This window comes from Curtobacterium sp. MCLR17_045 (assembly GCF_003234405.1).
In the GTDB taxonomy this organism is placed as follows: Bacteria; Actinomycetota; Actinomycetes; order Actinomycetales; family Microbacteriaceae; genus Curtobacterium; species Curtobacterium flaccumfaciens.
In genome coordinates this window covers 45,282-65,689 of sequence record NZ_QKTB01000012.1, presented here as the reverse complement: position 1 = coordinate 65,689, position 20,408 = coordinate 45,282, and the positions used below count along the sequence as shown (strand labels likewise).

Sequence of the window (20,408 nt, the reverse complement as noted above, 5' to 3'; positions counted from 1 at the left end):
CATGACCCTCGACACCTCGCTCGGTACGACTCCGACCACCGGGTCGGACACGGCCGCGGGGACGTCCCCGGCGGGGAGCGGTTCGCCGCTCCCCGCCGGTCGGCGGACCAAGCGCCGCATCGCGGACTGGCGGAAGCGCGTCGAGATCGCGGTCCTCGCCGGACCCGCGGTCATCGTCTTCGTCACGTTCGTGATCCTGCCCGTGGCGCTCGCCGCCTACTACGGGTTCTTCAAGTGGCAGGGCTACGGCCCGCCCACCGACTTCGTCGGGCTGCAGAACTACCTGATCATCTTCCAGGACAAGGCGTTCCACGCGGTCCTGATGCACAACGGCTTCATCGTCGTGCTCTCGCTGGTGTTGCAGGGGCCGATCGCGATCGTGCTCGCACTGCTGCTCAACCAGAAGATGCACGGCCGCGGGCTCGTCCGCGTGCTCGTCTTCGTGCCGTACGTCATCTCCGAGGTGATCGTCGGCACCGGGTGGAGCCTGATGCTCCAGTCGAACGGCGCCGTGAACGACCTGTTCCAGAGCATCGGCCTGGGCGGACTCCGTGCGGACTGGCTGTCGAACCCCGACATCGCCATCTGGACGCTGCTCGTGATCATCTCGTGGAAGTACATCGGCTTCGCGGTGATCCTGTTCCTCGCCGGCCTGCAGAGCATCCCCGAGGAACTGTTCGAGGCCGCCGCCATCGACGGCGCCGGCTACTGGCAGATCCAGCGGCGCATCACGCTGCCGCTGCTCGGCCCGACCATCCGCATCTGGGCGTTCCTGTCGATCATCGGCTCGCTGCAGCTGTTCGACCTCGTCTACATCATCTGGGGGCAGTACATCGCGTCGACCGCGGGCACCTCGACGATGGCGACGTACATGGTCGCCAACGGCCGGACCTCGGGCAACTTCGGCTTCGGCAGCGCCGTCGCGGTCGTGATGTTCGTGATCTCGCTCGTGGTCGCCCTGATCTACCAGCGCTTCGTGCTCCGCCGCGACACCGCGGGTGCACTCACCGAGAGGAAGAACTGATGGCCACCACGAGCATCGTCGCCCCCGGGCGCCGGGCCGTGCGGGAGCGCCGGTCCAGTGCCGCGATCGGACGCGCGAACCCGCTGACCTACGTCGTCGCGATCCTGTTCGTCGCCGCCAACCTGGCACCCGTGCTCTACATCGTGCTGGGCGGCTTCCGGACCAACTCGCAGATCACCACGAGCCCCGCCGGGCTGCCGGCACCGTTCGAGTTCGGCAACTACGGGTCCGTGCTGTCGAGCGGCATCTTCTGGCAGCAGCTCGGCAACTCCACGATCAGCGCCGTCACGACCACCCTCGGGGTCGTCGTGCTCGGGCTGATGGTGAGCTTCGTGCTCGCCCGCTACCGGTTCGCCGGCCGCGGGGCGCTGTACGCCCTGTTCGCCGCTGGTCTGATGTTCCCGATCACCGTCGCGATCACCCCGCTGTACCTGCTCGTCAAGGACCTCGGTCTGACGAACAGCCTGGCCGGCGTGATCCTGCCGCAGATCGCGTTCGCGCTGCCGACCACCGTCATCATCCTGGTGCCGTTCCTGCGGGCGATCCCCGACGAGCTCGAGGAGGCCGCGTCGATCGACGGAGCGAGCCGTCTCGGGTTCTTCTTCCGGATGGTCGTGCCGCTGTCGCTGCCCGGCGTCGTCACGGTCGGCATCCTGGCGTTCATCGCCAGCTGGAACAGCTACATCCTGCCGCTGTTCATCCTGAACAACGAGGCGGCGTACACGCTGCCGCTCGGGGTCCAGTCGTTCTCGTCGCAGTACTCCGTCGACACCGCCAAGGTGCTCGCGTTCACCTCGATGTCGATGATCCCGGCGCTCGTGTTCTTCACGATCTTCCAGCGTCGCATCGTCGGCGGCCTGACCGGGGCGGTGAAGGGGTGACCGCGACCGACGCGACGCGGACCGCCGGACGCGATCCGCGCCTCCAGGCCGACAGCGCGACGGACGCGACGACCGCGACGGACGCAGCCGCGACGGATGCGACCGCGACGGCGACCGACGCGACCGCGACCACCGCCGGGCCCCGCGCCGACGCCCTGCTCGCCGTGATGACCCTCGACGAGAAGGTCGCCCAGCTCGTCGGCTACTGGCTCGACCAGAACGGCGTCGTCGCCCCCATGCAGGGCGAGATGGCGGCCGTGCAGCAGGGCAGCACCCTGGCGGACATCACCCGCGACGGCATCGGGCAGTTCACCCGCGTCTACGGCACCCATCCCGTCGAACCCGACGAACGTGCTGCCTGGCTCTGGGCCGAACAGCGCCGCCTGCAGCGCGAGACCCGGCTCGGGATCCCCGCGCTCGTCCACGAGGAGTGCCTGACCGGGCTCGCCGCGTGGAAGGCCGCGACGTTCCCGACCCCGCTGGCGTGGGGCGCGTCGTTCGACCCGGAGCTCGTCGAGCAGGTCGGCGCCGCGATCGGTGCATCCATGCGCCAGCTCGGCGTCCACCAGGGGCTCGCACCGGTGCTCGACGTGATCCGCGACCCGCGTTGGGGGCGGGTCGACGAGTGCATCGCCGAGGACCCGTACCTGGTCGGCACGGTCGGCACCGCGTACGTGCGTGGCCTGCAGTCCGCCGGGGTCGACGCGACCCTGAAGCACTTCCTCGGGTACTCGGCGTCGCAGGCGGGGCGGAACCACGCCCCCGTGCACGCCGGGGCCCGCGAGGTCGCCGACGTGTACCTGCCGCCGTTCGAGATGGCGCTGCGCGACGGCGGCGCCCGGAGCGTCATGAACTCGTACGCCGAGATCGACGGCGTGCCCGTCGCGGCGAACGGCGAGCTGCTCACCGACCTGCTCCGCGACCGGCTCGGCTTCGACGGAACGGTCGTGGCGGACTACTTCTCGGTGGCGTTCCTCGAGGTCATGCACGGCATCGCCGCCGACCGTGGCGAGGCCGCGGCGCTGGCGCTCGAGGCCGGCATCGACGTCGAGCTCCCGACCGGTGACGCGTACCTCGCGCCGCTGGTCGAGCGGGTCCGCAGCGGGCAGGTGGACGAGGCACTCGTCGACCGTGCCGTGCTCCGGGTGCTCCGGCAGAAGGAGCGGCTCGGCCTGCTCGAAGCGGACGCGTTCGCCGAGGACGCCCCGACCGGGATCGACCTCGACACCCCGCTGCACCAGGCACTCGCACGCCAGCTGGCGGCGAAGTCGCTCGTGCTGCTGTCGAACGACAGCGGCAGCGCCACCGCCGACGGCACCACCCCCGTCCTCCCGCTCGCACCGGGGGCCTCCGTCGCGGTCATCGGCCCGAACGCCGACCGCGCCGAGGCCCTGCAGGGCTGCTACTCGTTCGCCAACCACGTGCTCGCTTCGCACCCCGACCTGCCGCTCGGCTTCGCGATCCCGACCGTCCGCGAAGCCGTCGCCCGGGCCCTCGGCCCGGCGGCGGTCCGCTTCGCCGCGGGCTGCGCCGTCACGGGCGACGACCGGGCCGGCTTCGCCGACGCGGTCGCCGTGGCCTCCGCCTCGGACGTCGCGGTGGTCGTCGTCGGCGACCAGGCCGGACTCTTCGGCCGCGGCACGGTCGGCGAGGGCAACGACACCGAGTCGCTCGACCTGCCCGGCGTGCAGCGTGAGCTGGTCGAGGCCGTCGTCGCGACCGGCACCCCCACCGTGATGGTGCTGCTGACCGGCCGGCCGTACGCGATCGGCTGGGCGCTCGACGGCGACCAGCCGCGTCCGGCCGCGGCCGTGCAGGCGTTCTTCCCTGGCGAGGGCGGCGGTTTGGCGATCGCCGACCTGCTGACCGGCGCGGCCTCGCCCTCGGGCCGGCTGCCACTGTCCCTGCCCCGGTCCGCCGGCGCGCAGCCGTTCACGTACCTGCACCCGCGGCTCGGCGGTCCGTCCGACGTCACGGCCGCCGACTCGACGCCGGTGCGGCCGTTCGGCTTCGGCCTCGGCTACACCGACTTCGCCTACGACGAGCTCGTCGTCGACCCGGACGTCCGTTCCGACGGCGTCTTCACCGCGTCGGTGACGGTCCGGAACACCGGGTCCCGTGCCGGCGAGGACGTCGTGCAGCTCTACGGGCACGACGTGCACGGCAGCGTCACCAGGCCCGAGGTGCAGCTCCTCGGGTACGCGCGGGTCGCGCTCGCCGCGGGGGAGTCCGCGCGGGTCCGCTTCCGCGTCCCGGTGCAGCGCTTCGCGTTCACCGACCGTCGGATGCGCAAGGTGGTCGAACCCGGCGACGTGCAGGTCTGGGTCGCGTCGCACGCGGCGGCGTCCCGGCCGGGAGGCTCGGTGGCAGCGGGTGGGATCATCGCCTCGGGCGACGGGCCGGTCCGACACCCCGTCCCCGGCACCGCCACGGAGCGCGCCACCGTCGCGGTGACGGGCGCGGTGCACGAGGTCACCCCGGGCGACCCCCGCCTGGTGGAGTGGTCGCTCGTCTGACCTGGTGACGGACCACGCGCCCTGGGCGTGACCGAGTGACGGACGGGAGGCGCGGTGCGGGCTCGCACCGCGCCTCCTGTCCGTCAGCGGGTCGCGGTCACCCGACCGGTTCGATCCGGTCGGACAGGTCCAGTGACCAGACGGCGACGCCTGTCAGGCCGAGCCGTTCCGCCAGGGCGACCCGTTCGCGCAGCGAGCGTGCGTCGGACCACCAGAGCACCTCACCGCTCGGCAGGGTCGCGGTCCACTCGCCGACCGTCGCGTCCCAGCGGGCGGTCGCGCCCGCCTTCCGGACCCGGAGTCGGGCCTGGGCGTCGGAGAGCTGACCGGCCGGACGCTTCCCCTTCCAGTGGTAGCCGTACCCGGCGACACCGAGCACGATCTGGTCGGCGGGAGCGAGGGTCGCGAGTGCACGGGCTGCCTTCGACGACCACGCGAGCGACCCGACCGGGCCGGGTGCGTCCGGCTCCCAGGGGCCGTGCTGGTCGTAGGCCATGAGCGTCAGGTGGTCGAGCGGGGCGCGGAGGGCGCGGACGTCGTAGCCGAGGCGGGCGTACCCGGCGGCGGTGGTCGACGCGGACAGGGCGATGTCGAGCCGGACGTCGTCGCCGACGGCGGCCCGGAGCTCCCGGGCGAAGGCGGTGAGACCGGGCTTCTCGGCCGGGGTCAGCGCCTCGAGGTCGATCATGACCGAGTCCCAGCCGCCGGTGGCCACGTCGGCGGCGAGCGATCGGACGACCCGGGCGCGGTTCGCGGGCGAGGTGAGCAGCTTCCGCGCGATCGGCTCGCTGAAGTCCCCGTCGGCCTCGGAGTAGTTGCTGACGAGCAGCTGCGCGGTGAGGCCGTTGGCGTGCGCCCGGTTGCGCTGGGCCTTGGCGGCGCGCGAAGGGACGGTGACCTTCGTGCCGGTGCGGTTCACCAGCAGGCCGTCGACGCCGACCACGTCCATCGCGGTGGCGTCCGCGTCCACCAGGGCGGTGTCGGCGTTCTCGGGCTGGAAACCGGTCACGTCGAACCCGTCGGCCTGGGCGGCGGTCGGGGCCGTGCAGCCGGCGAGTGCGAGTCCGGCGGTGAGCGTGGCGGCGAGCAGCGCGGAGCGGCGTCGACGCGGGGTGGTGGTCACGGGGAGGGGCATCCTGTCGTTCGTGCCCGGTCGGGGCGCGTCGTCGGCGCCCCGGTCAGGAGGCGCTGATGGTCGTGGTGGGTCGTGCCGGCGGGGCGCCGGCGACGTCGTCGGCGGAGACCGGGCCCTCGGCGTCCGTCGGTTCCGGGCTCAGGACGAGGCCGGAGCCGCTCGCCGCGCTCGCGTAGAGCTCGTCGAGCCACGAGCGGTTCACGCTCGGGGACTTGCCGCCGGCGAACTTGAAGTGCAGTCCGCAGTACGGGTGGATCCAGATGCTGCTGCGGCCGCCCCCGACGGCGGGGTCGTCCTTCCACGAGAACACGAAGCTCTCCCCGCGGCGGATGAGGTTCACGATGACGATCTGCAGGTGCGTGAGGGCACGGTCGTCGAGGCGGAGTTCGAGGGGTTGGGAGTCGTAGATGAGCTGGCCCATGGCGCTGCCTTCCGTTCGCCGGGGCCCGCCGCACGTGCCGGGCCCGCGGGGTCCATCCTGCCGCGGATCCACGAAGCGTGGCGCATTCCGTCCATCGACGGCGTGATCAGTCCCGGTCCGGGCCGATGCCCGACGGCGGGACGGCCGGTGCCGACCACGGCGGGAGCTCGGCGGACGGGTACCCGCCGTGCTCGTCCGGAGCCCGCAGCATCGGGTTGACCGCACGCAGCCGGATGCCGGAGGTGTCCCCGGCGACTCCGCGGACGGCGTTCGCCAGCAGGAATGCGACGACGTCCGCCGTGCTGCCGTCGGGGTCGTAGCCGTGCCAGGGGCGGTCGTCGCCCTGCGCGCGGCGCAGGGCATGGGCGAAGGTCGCGTCGGCGTCGTCGACCTCCACCTCGCAGTCGAGCACGATCCGGAAGCGTGATCCCTCGCCCGGGGACCCGGCGAGGTCCGACGTGGCGCGGGGGTCCGGGTCCTCCGGGTCGAACGACCGGAGCGCCGCGGACGGTGCGGTGCCGAAGGCGGCGCGGTACTCGGCCGCCATCCGGCCGGCGTTGCTGAAGTGCCAGTGCTTGGCGACGTCCGCGATGGTGCGACGGTCGGCCGGTGTCATCGACAGCAGGTCGCGGCGGACGCCCTCGAGCCGCACCCCGCGCAGGTACGACGCGGGTGAGGTCTGCAGCTCCCGTCGGAACGCGCTCTGCAGGCCGCGGGTCGACAGGTGTGCGGCGGCGGCGATGTCCGGTACGGAGATCGCTTCGCGGGCGTGGGCGTGCACGAACCGCAGCGCCTCGTGCACGGTGCGGGACAGCCGTGCTCCGCCGTGCTCGGGACCACTCGCCGTGGTCGGTGCCTGGTCCATACGTGGAGGGTACGAGTCGGTCGGGCCGATCGGCCTCCGACGCCACGACGCCGCCGTTATCCGGCGTGCGCGGATGTGGATCGCACCCGTTCGGGGGCCATTGTGGACCCCGGTGAGGGCGCTTATCGTCCAAGAGGTACTCAAACTGTCCCCCTCCGAACAGGGTCGGAGGCACGGGGACAGATCGGAGGATCTGATGAGTGGTTACGAGCGCGCACCGGGGGTCGCCCCGGTCCACATCACCTCCTACCGGGCTCGGGCACGCGCTGCCCGACGCGGGTGGATCGTGCAGTCCGAGGACGACGTCGACCGCGAGCGGTTCACCTTCGCGGACCTCCGCGCCCGGCGAGGGTCGGGCCAGTGAGCAGCGACACCGTCCCGCGGGTCGCCGTCGGCAACGCGCCCCGGACCGCCGAGCGGTGCGGCCGGACCCCCGCGGACGCCGTCCGGACGGTGCGTGCCGTGTACGACGGTCGCGACGTCCGCTTCGCCCCCACCGACCGGTTCGCGTTCCGCCACCGGACGGTGCGCCACCACAACGTCGCGCTGCTGTCGTCGGCGGTGTCGACCGCCGCCGCCGCCTCGTTCACGCCGGACGGCACGCCGGTGCTGGCGTGGTCGACCGCGGGGTGCCTGCGGGTCGACGACGACGCGCCCACCCGGCCCGGTGTGCCGGTGCTCCTGCCGACGGACCGGCCGTTCACGCTGCTCGTGCCGGCGGGGACCGTCCAGGTCCTGCGGGTCGACCGCGGCTTCCTCGACGCCGTGAACGGGGTCGTGTTCGACCACCGCTTCGCCGGCCGACTGCGATCCCGCCCGACCGAGGCCGAGGTGTCCCAGCTGCTCGCCCGCATCGATGCGGTCGCCGTCAACGCGCTGCACCCCGACCGCAACCCGGGCGGGCACCTGTCGGCACAGGTGCTGCTGGCCGAGTCCGTGCTGCGGGCCTTCGGCGGGACGGACGCCGAACCCGACGCATCGCCGGTCCGCCGGACGGTGAACACCGTGCAGCTCGCACAGGCCTGGCTCGCGGAGCACTGCGACCGGCCGCTCCAGCTCGCGGACGTCTGCGGGGCCGTCGGGGTCAGCTCCCGCACGCTGCAGGAGAACTTCGTGCAGCACGTCGGCGTGAGCCCCATGACGTACCTGCTGCAGGTCCGCCTCGACCGGGTCCGGATCGCGCTCCAGCTCGCCGACTGTGCGCAGACGACGGTGGCCGAGGTCGCGCACCGGTGGGGGTTCCGCCACATGGGGCGGTTCTCGAGCACGTACTTCCAGCGCTTCGACGAGTACCCGAAGAAGACGCTCCAGACGAGCACCTGAACCCTGACGCCCGACGTCCGCCGCCCGACGTCCGTCAGCGCAAGCGGTCCGCCAGGAACGCCGCCTGACGCTCCCAGTGCCGGAAGCCGCCACCCTCGTGCCCGTTGTACGGGTACACGACGATCTCGCGGTCGGTGGAGCCGAGGGCGTTGAACGCGGCGAAGGTCGTGCGCGGCGGCACGACGTCGTCCATCAGCGCGACCGAGAACAGCGCCGGGGCGGTGATGCCGGCGGCGTGGTTCACCCCGTCCAGGTACGCGGCGGTCGCCCACACGGTGTCGGCCGCGTCGCGGTGGACGGCGAGGTACTGCGCGAGCTCCAGGTACGGCCCGCCGACCGCGACGTCGGTGCCGTTCCGCCAGTCGGCCAGGAACGCCACGTCGGGCAGCACCGCGACGAGCGGTCCGACGTGTGCCTCGACCAGGGCCGCTGCGGCGATCGTGATGCCGCCGCCCTGGCTGCCGCCGGTCAGGGCGATGCGCTCGGGGTCGATCCCGGGCAGCGTGCGCACCGCCTCGACGAGCCGCACGGCGTCGGTGTAGACGCGGCGGTAGTAGTGGTCGGCGGGCGAGCCGATGCCGCTCGTCATCCAGCCGCTGGCGTGCGGTGCGGAGCCGTGCGGGTCCGGGGTGTCGCCGCCGGCCCACCCGGAGCCCTGGCCGCGGGTGTCCATCACCACGTGCACGTACCCGGCGAGGGCCCAGTGCACGCGCTCGCCCGGGCGACCGCGTCCGCCGCCGTAGCCGAGGAACTCGACGACGACCGGCAGTGCGCCCGGCTCGTCGGTCACGGGACGGTTGACCCACGCCCGCACCGGGTCACCGGCGAACCCGGGGAACGTCAGGTCCTCGACGACGAGCCCGGTCACCGGGGTCTCGGCCGGCACGAGGGTCACCTCGACGCCCTCGCCCGCGGTCCGGGCGGCGGCGATCGTGTCCGCCCAGAAGGCGTCGAAGTCAGCGGGACGACGGACGTCCGAGCGGTGGGCGCGGAGCGCGTCGAGGGGCAGGTCGGTCAGTGGCATGGGTGTCCTCCGGGGACGATGATGCCCCCGGCGCCCTGGTGGAGGGCGCCGGGGGCGGGGAGTGTCGGATCCGGTGCGTCGGTCAGCGCGCCGCGGCGCGGTACTGCTCGAGCACCTCGGGGTGCGGGTCGGACGGCACGGTGGTCGTCGCGGTGTCCCACGTCGGCAGGGCACCGGTGAGCGCCCACGCGGCCTGCTTCGCAGCACCCGCGGCGACGTACTCGCCGGGCTCCGGCACCAGGACGTCACGGCTGAACACCTGCGCGGCGACGGCGCGGACCGCCGGGTTCCGCGCAGCGCCGCCGATGAGCAGGAGCCGCTCGACGGTCACCCCGGTGTCCTGCACCGCGGCCAGCCCGTCGGCGAGGGCGCAGAGCATCCCCTCGACGGCCGCCCGGGCCAGGTGCGCCCGGTCGGTGGTCGCCGGCGTCATGCCGAGCAGCGATGCGGTCGCGTCCGGCCGGTTGGGCGTGCGCTCGCCGACGAAGTACGGCACCAGCACGAGGCCGTCGGCCCCGGCCGGCGCCTGCAGCGCCAGCTCGCCGAGTGCGTCGTGGTCGACGCCGAGCAGGCCGCCGATCACCTCGAGCACGCGGGCCGCGTTGAGCGTCGTGACGATCGGGAGGCGCGACCCGGTCCCGTCGGCGAAGCCCGCCACGGTCCCGCTCGGGTCACGCACCTCGGCGTCGCTGACCCCGAAGACCGTGCCGCTCGTGCCGAGGGACACCGCGACGTCACCCGGGCCGAGACCCAGGCCGAGCGCTGCCCCGGCGTTGTCGCCGAGTCCGGCGCCGACGACGAGGCCGGACCGGGCGACCGCGCCGCCGGGCAGCTCGACGTCGGTGGACAGGGTGCCCATCGCCTCGTCGGGAGCGACCACGCGGGGCACGACCACGGCGTCGTCGTCACCCATCGACGCCGGCCGCATCGGCCGCCCGAGCGCGAGCTCGAACAGCTCCGGGTCGTACTCGCGGCGCACCGGGTCCCAGTACCCCGTACCGCTGGCGTCGGACGCATCCGTCGCCAGGGCGTCGAGGTCGGGGCCGAGCGGGCTCTCGTCCGCCGGTCCGTGGCCGCGGAGCCGCCACGACAGCCAGTCGTGGGGGAGCGCCACGGCCGCGACGCGGGCCGCGTTCTCGGGCTCCGCGTCACGGAGCCACCGCAGCTTGGTACCGGTGAACGACGCGACCGGCACCAGCCCCGTCCGGGCGACCCACGCCTCCTGGCCGAGCTCGTCGACCATCTGCGCGGCCGCGTCCGCACTGCGGACGTCGTTCCAGAGCAGGGCGTCGCGGACGACGCGGCCGTCGGCGTCGAGCGCGACCATGCCGTGCTGCTGCCCGGCGATGGCGACGGCACCGACGTCGTCGAGGCCACCGGCGTCCGCGACGGCGGCACCGAGCGCGTCCCACCAGTGACGGGGGTCGACGGCGGTGCCGTCCGGGTGGGACGCGCGTCCCTCGCGGACGACCGCACCGGTCGCGGCGTCACGGATGGTGACCTTGCAGGACTGGGTCGACGAGTCGACCCCGGCGACGAGCTGGCGCTCGTCCGTGTTCTCAGCCACTTCGGCGGCAGGCCGCCTCAGCGCGCGGGATGCAGCCGCTGGCGCGTCTGCCGTCAATTCCGCGCGCCCATCAGGTGCTCCATCGCGAGCTGCTGCAGGCGGACGAAGCCGAAGCCCTTGCCGCCGAAGTAGGCGTCGGCGTCGAAGTCCTCGTAGGCGGAACGGTCGGCGAGGAACGTGTCGTACGACTCGCCGTCGTTCAGCGTCGGCGTCGACAGCTCGCCGACCTTGGAGGCCTCGAGCGCTGCCTGCACCTCGGGGTCGGCGCGGAACGCCTGCGCACGCTCCTTGAGGAGCAGGTACATGCGCATGTTGGCCGACGCGGAGTCCCAGACGCCGGTGATGTCCTCGGTGCGGCTCGGCTTGTAGTCGAAGTGGCGCGGGCCGTCGTACGCCGGGCCGCCCTGCGGGGCGCCGTGCTCGAGCAGGTCGACGAGCGAGAACGCGTTCTGCAGGTCGCCGTGACCGAACACCAGGTCCTGGTCGTACTTGATGCCGCGCTGACCGTTGAGGTCGATGTGGAAGAGCTTGCCCTGGTAGAGCGCCTGGGCGATGCCGGCCGTGAAGTTCAGGCCCGCCATCTGCTCGTGGCCGACCTCGGGGTTGATGCCGAACAGCTCCGGGCGCTCGAGCGTCTCGGTGAAGGCGATCGCGTGGCCGAGGGTCGGCAGGAGGATGTCGCCGCGGGGCTCGTTCGGCTTCGGCTCGATGGCGAACCGGATGCCGTAGCCCTTGTCGGTGACGTACTGGGCGAGCAGGTTGACGGCCTCGCGGTACCGCTCGAGCGCTGCCTGCACGTCCTTGGCGCTGTCGTACTCGGAGCCTTCGCGGCCACCCCACATCACGAACGTCGACGCGCCGAGCTCGGCGGCGAGGTCGAGGTTGCGGAGCACCTTGCGGAGCGCGAAGCGGCGGACCTGCCGGTCGTTCGAGGTGAAGCCGCCGTCCTTGAAGACCGGGGCCGAGAACAGGTTCGTCGTGACCATCGGCACGACGAGCCCGGTCGACTCGAGGGCACCCTTGAGGCGGTCGATCTGGGTCTGGCGTTCGGCGTCGGTGGAACCGAACGCGAACAGGTCGTCGTCGTGGAAGGTCAGGCCGTAGGCCCCGAGCTCGTCGAGCTTCTCGACCGCCTCGACCACGTCGAGGGCGGGTCGGGTCGGCCCGCCGAAGGGGTCGGAGCCGTTGTAGCCGATGGTCCAGAGACCGAAGGAGAACTTGTCTGCACGGGTGGGCGTCGTTGCCATGGTGGTCACCGTTCGTCGTCGAAACAAAATGTTGCCGCGCCCAACATAAGCGGTAGTGTTGGCTGTGGCAAGCACGTGATCGCAAAGGAGCGAGCGGATGGCAAGTGAGTCGACGGTGCAGCAACGACTGCGGGTCGCGATGGTGGGGCACGGCTTCATGGGAGCCGCACACTCACAGGCGTGGCGGACCGCCCCCAGGTTCTTCGACCTCGGCGCCGAGCCGGAGATGGCGGTGGTCGTCGGGCGTGATCCCGAACGCACCGAGGCCGCTCGGCAGCAGTACGGCTGGCAGTCGGCGTCCACCGACTGGCGTGCCGTCGTCGCCGATCCGGACATCGACGTCGTCGACGTCGTGTCCCCGGGGTCCTCGCACGTCGAGATCGCGATCGCCGCGCTCCAGGCCGGCAAGCACGTCCTGTGCGAGAAGCCGCTCGCGAACACCGTCGCCGAGGCCGAGGCGATGACCGCCGCCGCCGACAGCGCCCGTGCACAGGGTGTCCGGGCGATGGTCGGGTTCAGCTACCGCCGGGTGCCGGCCATCGCGTTCGCGCGGCAGCTGGTGCAGGACGGACGGATCGGCACCGTGCGCCAGGTCCGCGCGCTCTACCTGCAGGACTGGCTGGCGGACGAGGACGGCCCGATGACCTGGCGCCTCGACAAGTCGCTCGCCGGCTCCGGGGCCCTCGGGGACATCGGCGCGCACGCCATCGACCTGGTCGAGCACGTCACCGGTGCGTCGCTCGCCACCGTCTCCGGCACGCTCGAGACCTTCGTGACGGAGCGTCCGCTGATGGCCGAGGGGGTCGGGCTCTCCGGCACCGCGTCGAGCGAGCGCGGGCAGGTCACCGTCGACGACGCCGCGTTCTTCACCGCCCGCCTGGGTGGCGGCGCGGCCGACGGTGCGATCGGCACGTTCGAGGCCACGCGCTACGCGACCGGGCGGAAGAACGGTCTGACGCTCGAGATCAGCGGGTCCGAGGGCGCGATCCAGTTCGACCTCGAGGCGATGAACGAGCTCCGGCTGTACGAGTCGAACGCCCCGGCGGGGGAGCAGGGGTTCCGCCGCATCCTCGTCACCGAGCCCGAGCACCCCTACATGGCCGCGTGGTGGCCGACCGGGCACCTCATCGGGTACGAGCACACCTTCAGCCACCAGGTGAAGGACTTCGTCGACGCGATCGTCGCCGGCACCGACCCGTCGCCGTCGTTCGCCGACGGCCTGCACGTGCAGCGGGTCCTCGACGCGGTCGAACGCAGCGCCGCCGCCGGCAGCACCTGGACGGCGACCTCGTGAGCGCCGCCGAGCAGACCCGCCAGGCGCTCGTCGTCCGCGGCGGGTGGGACGGCCACCAGCCCGTCGAGACCACCGACCTGTTCGTCCCGTTCCTGCGCGAGAACGGGTTCGAGGTCCGGGTGTCGGACTCGACGGCCGTCTACGCCGACGCCGCCGTCATGGACGAGGTCGACCTGATCGTGCAGGTCGTCACGATGTCGACCATCGCCGACGACGAGTTCGCCGGGCTGCAGCGCGCGGTCCTGGGCGGCGCCGGACTGGCCGGCTGGCACGGCGGCATCGCGGACGCGTTCCGGAACACCGCCGACTACCTGCACATGGTCGGTGGCCAGTTCGCCCACCACGCCGGCAAGCACCCCGACGAGCGCGTCGGGGAACAGTCCGACAACTACATCCCCTACACGGTGCACCTCACCGACCTCGGGCACGAACACCCGATCACGCAGGGCATCGAGGACTTCGACCTCGTCACCGAGCAGTACTGGGTGCTGTCCGACGAGTACAACGACGTCCTCGCGACCACCACCCAGGACGCGCGCGACTTCGATGCCTGGAACCGCCCGGTCACCGCACCGGCGATCTGGACACGGCAGTGGGGCGAGGGCCGCGTGTTCGTCTCCGCACCAGGGCACCGCCTCGAGGTCGTCGAGTCGCAGCCACTCCGCACCATCATCGAACGGGGACTCCTGTGGGCAGCACGGTGAACGAACGAGCACTGCGGGTCGGCGTCGTCGGCGTGGGCGTGATCAGCCAGCAGTACTTCGAGCACTTCCCGGCGCTGCCCGGGCTGTCGCTCGTGGCGGTCGCCGACCTCGACGTCGCCCGTGCCCAGCAGGTCGGTACTGCACAGGGCGTTCGCGGCACCACCGTAGACGACCTGCTCGCCGCCGACGACGTCGACGTGGTGCTCAACCTGACGATCCCGGCCGCGCACGCCGACATCGCCACCCGGGCCCTCGCCGCCGGCAAGCACGTCTACGGCGAGAAGCCGCTCGCGATGTCCACCGCCGAGGCCGCACCGGTGCTCGAAGCAGCCCGCGCCGCCGGCCTGCGCGTCGGCAGCGCCCCGGACACCGTCCTCGGCACGGGCATCCAGACCGCACGGGCCGCCCTCGACGACGGCGCGATCGGCACCCCGGTCGGTGCCGCCGTCGCCTGGAGCGCCCCCGGGCACGAGCTCTGGCACCCCGCGCCGGCGTTCTACTACCAGCCGGGCGGCGGACCGCTCCTCGACATGGGGCCGTACTACCTGACCAGCCTCGTCACGTTCTTCGGGCCGGTCGTCCGGGTCAGCGGCAGCGCCACCCGCTCCACCCGCGAACGGACGATCGCCACCGGGCCGAACGCCGGCACGTCGATCCCGGTCGACATCGACACGCACGTCGTCGCGATCCTCGAGCACGAGGACGGGGTGGTCTCCACCGTGACCGTCTCGTTCGAGGTCTGGGCCACCCGCGCCCCGCTGTTCGAGGTGTACGGCACCGCCGGCACCCTGTCCGTCCCGGACCCGAACCGGTTCTCGGACACCGTGTCGATCGCCACCGCCGAGGACCGCGCGTGGCGCGACCTGCCGGTCGCCGCCGGGTACGCCGACGCCGGCCGCGGCTACGGCCTCGCCGACATGGCCCACGCGATCGCGACGGACCGGCCGCACCGAGCCTCCGGTGACCTCGCGTTCCACGTGCTCGAGGTCATGGAGGCGGTCTCCGCCGCCGCCCGAGACCACTCGGTCGTCGACGTGCACTCGCGCGTCGAGCGACCCGCCACCGTCCCCGCCGGGTCCGCACCCGGATCCTGGTGACGGAACCCGACCACCGCGAAGAAGGACGACGACGATGACGACGACGGACGCGAGCGACACGACGGAGACGACCCGGGCCTCCAGGCCGGTCACCCTGTTCACCGGACAGTGGGCCGACCTGCCCTTCGAAGAGGTCGCCCGGCTCGCCGGCGAGTGGGGCTACGACGGGCTGGAGATCGCCTGCTGGGGTGACCACCTGGACGTCCGGCGCGCCGCGACGGACCCCTCGTACGTCGCCGAGCGCAAGGCCATCCTGGAACGCAACGGGCTGCAGGTCTGGACCATCGCCAACCACCTGGTCGGCCAGGCCGTGTGCGACGACCCCATCGACCAGCGGCACGAGGACATCGTCCCGCCGCACGTGTGGGGCGACGGCGACCCCGAGGGCGTGCGGCAGCGTGCGGCCGAAGAGCTGCAGTGGACCGCCCGTGCCGCCGCGGCGCTCGGCGTGGACACCGTCACCGGCTTCTCCGGCTCGTCGATCTGGAAGACCGTCGCCGGGTTCCCACCCGTGCCCCCGGGGATGATCGACGCCGGGTACCAGGACTTCCACGACCGCTGGTCACCGATCCTCGACGTCTTCGAGGAGGTCGGGGTCCGGTTCGCGCTCGAGGTGCACCCGTCCGAGATCGCCTACGACTACTGGACCGCTGCGCGGACGCTCGAGGTGTTCCGCGACCGGCCGGCGTTCGGGTTCAACTTCGACCCGTCGCACTTCGTCTGGCAGGACCTCGACCCCGCGGCGTTCCTGCTCGACTTCGCCGACCGGGTGTACCACGTGCACTGCAAGGAGTCGGTGAAGCAGCTCGACGGGCGCAACGGGCGGTTGTCCTCGCACCTGCCGTGGGGCGACCCCCGGCGCGGGTGGGACTTCGTCACCGCCGGCCACGGGGACGTGCCGTGGGAGCGGGTGTTCCGCGTGCTGAACCACATCGGGTACACCGGACCGACCAGCGTCGAGTGGGAGGACGCCGGCATGGACCGGCTCGTCGGCGGGCCCGAGGCGCTGGCGTTCGTCCGGCAGCTCGGTACCATCGCGCCGCCGGACGCTTCGTTCGACGCCGCGTTCTCGCAGTCGCGCTGACCGGCCAACCGCGACCGCAGGACCCCACCCACCACCGAGGAGGACCCATGGCACGGCAGCCCACGGCGACGCCGGGCAACGCCGCGCGCGTCCTCCGGCTCGTCCACGAGGACGGCCCCGTCACCCGCGCCGAGCTCACCCGGCGCACCGGCCTGAACCGCTCGACGATCCTCGCGCTCGTCGGGGAACTCGTCGACGCCGGGCTCGTGCACGAGGAGACCCCCGCCGCGGGGACCCCCGGTGCCGGTGTCGGACGGCCGAGCGGGGTCGTCCGGGCGTCCGCCGACGTCCTCGCCGCCGCGGTCACGGTCGAGATCGACGCCGTCGGGGTCGCCCTCGTCGGCCTCGACGGCACCGTCCGCGACCGGCTGGTCGAGCCGCAGACCACCGTGCCGACCGCGGCGCAGGCCATCGACGCCGTCGCCCGGGTCCTCGCAGCGCTCCTCGCCCGCACCGGACCGGCGGCCCGGATCGTCGGGGTGGGCGTCGCCGTGCCCGGCATCGTCCGGGTCGAGGACGGCACCGTGCGCGACGCCCCGCACCTCGGCTGGCGTGACGAACCCCTCGCCGCACCGCTCGCGGAACGCCTGGGGCTGCCGGTCCGGGCCGCGAACGACGCCAACCTCGGCGCCTGGGCGGAACGGCTGTACGGCAGCGCCCGCGGCGTCGACGACCTCGTCTACCTGAACGGTGGCGCGAGCGGCATCGGTGGCGGGATCGTCAGCGCCGGCCGACCCTTCAGCGGCGCCGACGGGTACGCGGGCGAGCTCGGGCACACCTTCGTCGCGGCGAACGGGATCCGCTGCCACTGCGGTGCGGTCGGCTGCCTGGAGACCGAGGCCTCACGCTCCGCCCTCACCGCGGTGACCGGGACCCCGCCGGACGACCTCGATGCGCTCGCCGCGGCGCTCGCCGAGGGCCGACCCGAGGTCGAGCGGGTCGTCGACCGACAGGTCACCGCACTCGCGACCGCACTGCGGAACGCCATCCACACCGTCGACCCCGAGGTCGTCGTGCTCGGCGGGTTCCTCGGTGCGCTGCTCGGACACGTCGGCGACCGGGTCGAGACCGACGTCCGGGCGCAGACGATGGCCGCGATGACCGATCGGCTCCGGATCGTCCCGGCGGCACTCGGCCGCGACGTCCTGGTCCGTGGCGCCGCCGAGATCGGCTTCGCGGAGCTGCTGCGCGACGCCACGATGCCGGCGGCACCGGCACCGGCGACCATGTCCGCGGCGCCCGCAGCCCCCCCCTCCACCACCCACACGTCCGGCCGCGACGACGCGGCCGAGGAAGCGAGAACCGCATGACCTCCACCCAGCGCACCAGCGTCCTGCTCGGCACCCAGGACCTCACCGTCGAGGACCGCCCCGTCCCCGCCGTCGACCCCGGCGACGTGCTCGTCCGGGTCGCCGCCGTGGGTGTCTGCGGCTCAGACGTGCACTACTTCCGTCACGGTCGCATCGGCGACTTCGTCGTCGAGGAGCCCCTCGTCCTCGGCCACGAGCTCTCCGGCACGATCGAGGCCGTCGGCGAGGGCGTCGACCCGTCCCGCGTGGGGGAGCGCGTGGCCATCGAGCCGCAGCGCCCCTGCCACCGCTGCGCGCAGTGCCTGGCCGGCCGCTACAACCTCTGCCCGCACATGCGCTTCTACGCGACGCCGCCGGTCGACGGGGCCTTCACCGAGTTCGTCACCATCGAGGCCGAGTTCGCGCACGTCCTGCCCGACGCCGTCTCGTTCGAGGCCGGCGCGCTCCTCGAACCCCTGTCCGTCGGTATCGCCGCCGTGCGCAAGGCGGGCATCGTGCCCGGTTCGTCGGTGCTCATCGCCGGCGCCGGTCCGATCGGCATCATCTGCGCCCAGGTCGCGAAGGCCTTCGGTGCGTCGCGCATCGTCGTCAGCGACCTGGTGCCGGAGCGTCGTGCGCGGGCCCTGGAGTACGGCGCCACCGAGGTCGTCGACCCCACCGCCGTGTCCGTCGCGTCCGACATCGTCCCCGTCGACGCGTTCATCGACGCCAGCGGTGCACCCCGAGCGGTGTCGGACGGCATCAAGGCGGTCGGTCCGGCGGGTGCCGCGGTGCTGGTCGGGCTCGGCAACTCCGAGATGACCCTGCCGGTCGAGCACATCCAGAACCTCGAGGTCACGGTCACCGGGATCTTCCGGTACACGAACACGTGGCCGGTCGCCATCGAGCTGGTCGCATCCGGGCAGGTCGACCTCGACTCGCTCGTTACCGGTCGCTTCGGGCTCGACGACGTCCGCGAAGCTCTCGAGAGCGACACCGACCCGGAGTCGCTCAAGTCCGTCGTCTACCCCGGCGGCGTCCCCGCCTGAGCGGGCACGGTGCGGGCTTCGCCGGCCCGGGCCGCGTTGCGCGCCTGGTGCGGCGTTGTAGCCGGGCACGGTGCGTGGAAGCTCTCACGGGGTGACGACGCACGCACGGTGCGGACGGGAGGCGCGGCGCCAGGCCGCCCCGGTCCTCCCGTCCGGCACGGTGCGCGGCCTGTCGGACGGTGCGGTGTTGGCCGCCTGGTGCGGCGTTGCCGCCGGGCACGGTGCGGACGGGAGGCGCGGCGCTAGGCCGCCCAGCGCCTCCCGTCCCGCACGGTGCGGGTTTCGCCGGCCTGGGCCGCGTTGCGCGCCTGGTGCGGCGTTGCCGCCGGGCACGGTGCGCGGAAGCTCGCACCGGGTGACGACGCACGCACGGTGCGGACGGGAGGCGCGGGGCCAGGCCGCCCCGCGCCTCCCGTCCCGCACGTGACCCGGAACGGGGCCACCGCCGCGTCACCGGGACGCGCTACGGTTCGCGCATGACCGCTTCACCGGCCGCCGTCGTGCCGCAGCGCACCGACCGGCGCGCGCTCGTCTCCTGGGCGCTCTGGGACTGGGGTTCCGCCGCGTTCAACGCGGTCGTCACCACCTTCGTGTTCAGCACGTACCTGGCCAGCCGGGCGTTGGTGGACCCGGCGCTCGTCGGCGACACGTCCGCGGCCGGCAAGGCGATCGTCGAACGCGAGCTCGCGCACAACGCGGCCGTCGTGTCCACCGCACTGACCATCGCGGGGATCGTCGTGGCCCTGGTGGCACCGGCCATGGGGCGGCTCGCGGACTCGTCCGGACACCGCCGCCGGTCGGTCCTCATCGCCACCATCGGCGTCGCGCTGTCGATCGGCGGCATGGTCTTCGTCGCGCCGAGCCAGCCGTACCTGCTGCTCGGAGCTGCACTGCTCGGCATCGGCACCGTCGCCTACGAGATCGCGAGCGTCGGCTACAACGCCATGATCGGGCAGGTCGCCTCCGGGGAACGCACCGGCCGCGTCTCCGCCATCGGCTGGGCGGCCGGGTACTTCGGCGGGATCGTGCTGCTCGTCCTGCTGCTCGTGCTCTGCATCCAGGACTTCCGGGGTGACGGGGTCGTCGGCGGGCTCCTGCAGTTGCCGGCCACCGTCGCCACCGGGCAGTGGGACGTCCGCGTCGCGATCGGCATCGCCGCCGTCTGGCTGGCCGTCAGCTCGATCCCGCTGTTCCTCACCGTGCCCGAGGCGGTGCCCGACCGCACCCGCGGCGGCGGCGTGTTCAGTGCCTACGCGGACCTCGGCCGGGACATCGCGCGGCTGTGGCGCGAGCGCCGCAACGTCCTCGCGTTCCTGCTCGCCAGCGCGGTGTTCCGCGACGGCGTCGGGGCCGTCTTCACGTTCGGCGGGATCGTCGCCGCGCAGGTGTTCGGGTTCACGCCGTCGCAGGTCATCCTGTTCGCCATCGCCGCGAACGTCGTGGCCGGCATCGCGACGTTCGTCTCCGGACGCCTCGACGACCGGTTCGGGTCGCGTGCGCTCATCATGGTCTCGCTCGTCGGTCTCGCCGTGTGCGGGGTCGGGGTCTTCGCCGCCGGCAACGAGACGCAGTGGTTCTGGGTGCTCGGGCTGACCCTCGCCGTGTTCGTCGGCCCGGTGCAGTCGTCGTCCCGCGCGTACCTGGCGCGGCTGACGACCCCCGGCCGCGAGGGCGAGCTCTTCGGCCTCTACGCCACCACCGGCCGGGCCGCGTCGTTCCTCGCGCCGGCGCTGTTCGGCGTCGCGGTGACCGTCGGTGGGTCGACCCGGTTCGGGATCCTCGGCGTGGTCGTCGTGCTCGTCGCCGGGCTGGTGCTGATGGCGTTCGTCAAGCGGGAACCGCAGGGCGCGCGGGCCTGATCCTCGGCGTGCGGGGTCTGCCATAGGTC

18 protein-coding genes are annotated in these 20,408 nt (G+C 73.0%); 12 read left to right on the top strand and 6 right to left on the bottom strand.

Annotated elements, in window-relative coordinates; genetic code table 11:
- Position 1 precedes the first annotated feature (1 nt).
- Genes DEJ05_RS09800 through DEJ05_RS09790 form a run of 3 tightly spaced genes read left to right on the top strand, consistent with a single transcriptional unit; the run spans position 2 to position 4,421 of the window.
- Positions 2 to 1,024 carry a carbohydrate ABC transporter permease gene (locus DEJ05_RS09800; RefSeq protein WP_027464452.1) on the top strand — a complete coding sequence of 341 codons (1,023 nt, stop codon included), beginning with the start codon at positions 2 to 4 and terminating at the stop codon, positions 1,022 to 1,024.
- Complete coding sequence (locus DEJ05_RS09795; protein ID WP_017886791.1) at positions 1,024 to 1,905, top strand: carbohydrate ABC transporter permease; 882 nt, start codon at positions 1,024 to 1,026, stop codon at positions 1,903 to 1,905. The genes DEJ05_RS09800 and DEJ05_RS09795 overlap by 1 nt, the downstream gene beginning before the upstream one ends.
- Positions 1,902 to 4,421, top strand: a complete 2,520-nt coding sequence (locus DEJ05_RS09790) for a glycoside hydrolase family 3 N-terminal domain-containing protein (RefSeq protein WP_181440697.1) — start codon at positions 1,902 to 1,904, stop codon at positions 4,419 to 4,421. Before DEJ05_RS09795 ends, DEJ05_RS09790 begins: the two co-directional genes overlap by 4 nt.
- 97 nt (positions 4,422 to 4,518) lie before the next feature.
- On the opposite strand, the gene DEJ05_RS09785 is transcribed toward DEJ05_RS09790, so the two are convergent.
- The 3 genes from DEJ05_RS09785 to DEJ05_RS09775 all read right to left on the bottom strand — a co-directional run bounded on the left by DEJ05_RS09785 (position 4,519) and on the right by DEJ05_RS09775 (position 6,842).
- Positions 4,519 to 5,544 (bottom strand): glycosyl hydrolase family 18 protein, encoded by a 1,026-nt coding sequence (locus DEJ05_RS09785; RefSeq protein WP_111089903.1) that lies wholly within the window; start codon positions 5,542 to 5,544, stop codon positions 4,519 to 4,521.
- Positions 5,545 to 5,599: 55 nt separating this feature from the next.
- Positions 5,600 to 5,977: an ATP-dependent DNA ligase gene (locus DEJ05_RS09780; RefSeq protein WP_071245963.1), complete on the bottom strand. Its 378-nt coding sequence runs from the start codon at positions 5,975 to 5,977 to the stop codon at positions 5,600 to 5,602.
- A 106-nt stretch (positions 5,978 to 6,083) separates the two neighbouring features.
- Positions 6,084 to 6,842: an AraC family transcriptional regulator gene (locus tag DEJ05_RS09775; protein ID WP_111110312.1), complete on the bottom strand. Its 759-nt coding sequence runs from the start codon at positions 6,840 to 6,842 to the stop codon at positions 6,084 to 6,086.
- Positions 6,843 to 7,038: 196 nt separating this feature from the next.
- On the opposite strand from DEJ05_RS09775, the gene DEJ05_RS18090 reads away from it, so the two are divergent.
- Entirely contained in the window at positions 7,039 to 7,206 is a 168-nt protein-coding gene (locus DEJ05_RS18090; RefSeq protein WP_163343324.1) for a hypothetical protein, read from the top strand.
- The gene (locus DEJ05_RS09770; protein WP_111110311.1) at positions 7,203 to 8,165 is read left to right on the top strand and encodes a helix-turn-helix transcriptional regulator; all 963 of its coding nucleotides are present in this window, start codon (positions 7,203 to 7,205) and stop codon (positions 8,163 to 8,165) included. Before DEJ05_RS18090 ends, DEJ05_RS09770 begins: the two co-directional genes overlap by 4 nt.
- 34 nt (positions 8,166 to 8,199) lie before the next feature.
- Here the strand turns inward: DEJ05_RS09770 and DEJ05_RS09765 are convergent, their stop codons facing one another.
- The 3 genes from DEJ05_RS09765 to xylA all read right to left on the bottom strand — a co-directional run bounded on the left by DEJ05_RS09765 (position 8,200) and on the right by xylA (position 12,003).
- The gene (locus tag DEJ05_RS09765; protein WP_111110310.1) at positions 8,200 to 9,189 is read right to left on the bottom strand and encodes an acetylxylan esterase; all 990 of its coding nucleotides are present in this window, start codon (positions 9,187 to 9,189) and stop codon (positions 8,200 to 8,202) included.
- Between the two features lie 82 nt (positions 9,190 to 9,271).
- Entirely contained in the window at positions 9,272 to 10,756 is a 1,485-nt protein-coding gene (gene xylB, locus DEJ05_RS09760; protein WP_111110309.1) for a xylulokinase, read from the bottom strand.
- Positions 10,757 to 10,809: 53 nt separating this feature from the next.
- Positions 10,810 to 12,003 carry a xylose isomerase gene (gene xylA / locus DEJ05_RS09755; RefSeq protein WP_111047466.1) on the bottom strand — a complete coding sequence of 398 codons (1,194 nt, stop codon included), beginning with the start codon at positions 12,001 to 12,003 and terminating at the stop codon, positions 10,810 to 10,812.
- Positions 12,004 to 12,100: 97 nt separating this feature from the next.
- Here xylA and DEJ05_RS09750 point away from each other — a divergent pair, with 97 nt between their 5' ends.
- From DEJ05_RS09750 to DEJ05_RS09720, 7 genes are all read left to right on the top strand, one after another.
- Entirely contained in the window at positions 12,101 to 13,297 is a 1,197-nt protein-coding gene (locus DEJ05_RS09750; protein ID WP_258376127.1) for a Gfo/Idh/MocA family protein, read from the top strand.
- Positions 13,294 to 14,001, top strand: coding sequence for a ThuA domain-containing protein (locus tag DEJ05_RS09745; RefSeq protein ID WP_110865025.1), 708 nt, complete (start codon positions 13,294 to 13,296; stop codon positions 13,999 to 14,001). The genes DEJ05_RS09750 and DEJ05_RS09745 overlap by 4 nt, the downstream gene beginning before the upstream one ends.
- Entirely contained in the window at positions 13,998 to 15,098 is a 1,101-nt protein-coding gene (locus tag DEJ05_RS09740) for a Gfo/Idh/MocA family protein (protein WP_258376126.1), read from the top strand. Before DEJ05_RS09745 ends, DEJ05_RS09740 begins: the two co-directional genes overlap by 4 nt.
- 34 nt (positions 15,099 to 15,132) lie before the next feature.
- Positions 15,133 to 16,182: a sugar phosphate isomerase/epimerase gene (locus DEJ05_RS09735; protein WP_071405218.1), complete on the top strand. Its 1,050-nt coding sequence runs from the start codon at positions 15,133 to 15,135 to the stop codon at positions 16,180 to 16,182.
- 47 nt (positions 16,183 to 16,229) lie between these two features.
- Positions 16,230 to 17,492, top strand: a complete 1,263-nt coding sequence (locus DEJ05_RS09730; protein ID WP_111110308.1) for an ROK family transcriptional regulator — start codon at positions 16,230 to 16,232, stop codon at positions 17,490 to 17,492.
- A complete protein-coding gene (locus DEJ05_RS09725; RefSeq protein WP_111029621.1) occupies positions 17,489 to 18,520 on the top strand; it encodes an NAD(P)-dependent alcohol dehydrogenase in 1,032 nt (343 codons plus the stop codon). The genes DEJ05_RS09730 and DEJ05_RS09725 overlap by 4 nt, the downstream gene beginning before the upstream one ends.
- Before the next feature lie 476 nt (positions 18,521 to 18,996).
- Positions 18,997 to 20,379, top strand: coding sequence for an MFS transporter (locus DEJ05_RS09720; protein ID WP_111110307.1), 1,383 nt, complete (start codon positions 18,997 to 18,999; stop codon positions 20,377 to 20,379).
- Positions 20,380 to 20,408 lie beyond the last annotated feature (29 nt).

Coding starts and splice junctions, on each gene's coding strand:
- DEJ05_RS09800 (WP_027464452.1), top strand. CDS start 2: ATGACCCTCGACACCTCGCTCGGTACGACTCCGACCACCGGGTCGGAC.
- DEJ05_RS09795 (WP_017886791.1), top strand. CDS start 1,024: ATGGCCACCACGAGCATCGTCGCCCCCGGGCGCCGGGCCGTGCGGGAG.
- DEJ05_RS09780 (WP_071245963.1), bottom strand. CDS start 5,977: ATGGGCCAGCTCATCTACGACTCCCAACCCCTCGAACTCCGCCTCGAC.
- DEJ05_RS09775 (WP_111110312.1), bottom strand. CDS start 6,842: ATGGACCAGGCACCGACCACGGCGAGTGGTCCCGAGCACGGCGGAGCA.
- DEJ05_RS18090 (WP_163343324.1), top strand. CDS start 7,039: ATGAGTGGTTACGAGCGCGCACCGGGGGTCGCCCCGGTCCACATCACC.
- DEJ05_RS09765 (WP_111110310.1), bottom strand. CDS start 9,189: ATGCCACTGACCGACCTGCCCCTCGACGCGCTCCGCGCCCACCGCTCG.
- xylA (WP_111047466.1), bottom strand. CDS start 12,003: ATGGCAACGACGCCCACCCGTGCAGACAAGTTCTCCTTCGGTCTCTGG.
- DEJ05_RS09750 (WP_258376127.1), top strand. CDS start 12,101: ATGGCAAGTGAGTCGACGGTGCAGCAACGACTGCGGGTCGCGATGGTG.
- DEJ05_RS09735 (WP_071405218.1), top strand. CDS start 15,133: ATGACGACGACGGACGCGAGCGACACGACGGAGACGACCCGGGCCTCC.
- DEJ05_RS09730 (WP_111110308.1), top strand. CDS start 16,230: ATGGCACGGCAGCCCACGGCGACGCCGGGCAACGCCGCGCGCGTCCTC.
- DEJ05_RS09725 (WP_111029621.1), top strand. CDS start 17,489: ATGACCTCCACCCAGCGCACCAGCGTCCTGCTCGGCACCCAGGACCTC.
- DEJ05_RS09720 (WP_111110307.1), top strand. CDS start 18,997: ATGACCGCTTCACCGGCCGCCGTCGTGCCGCAGCGCACCGACCGGCGC.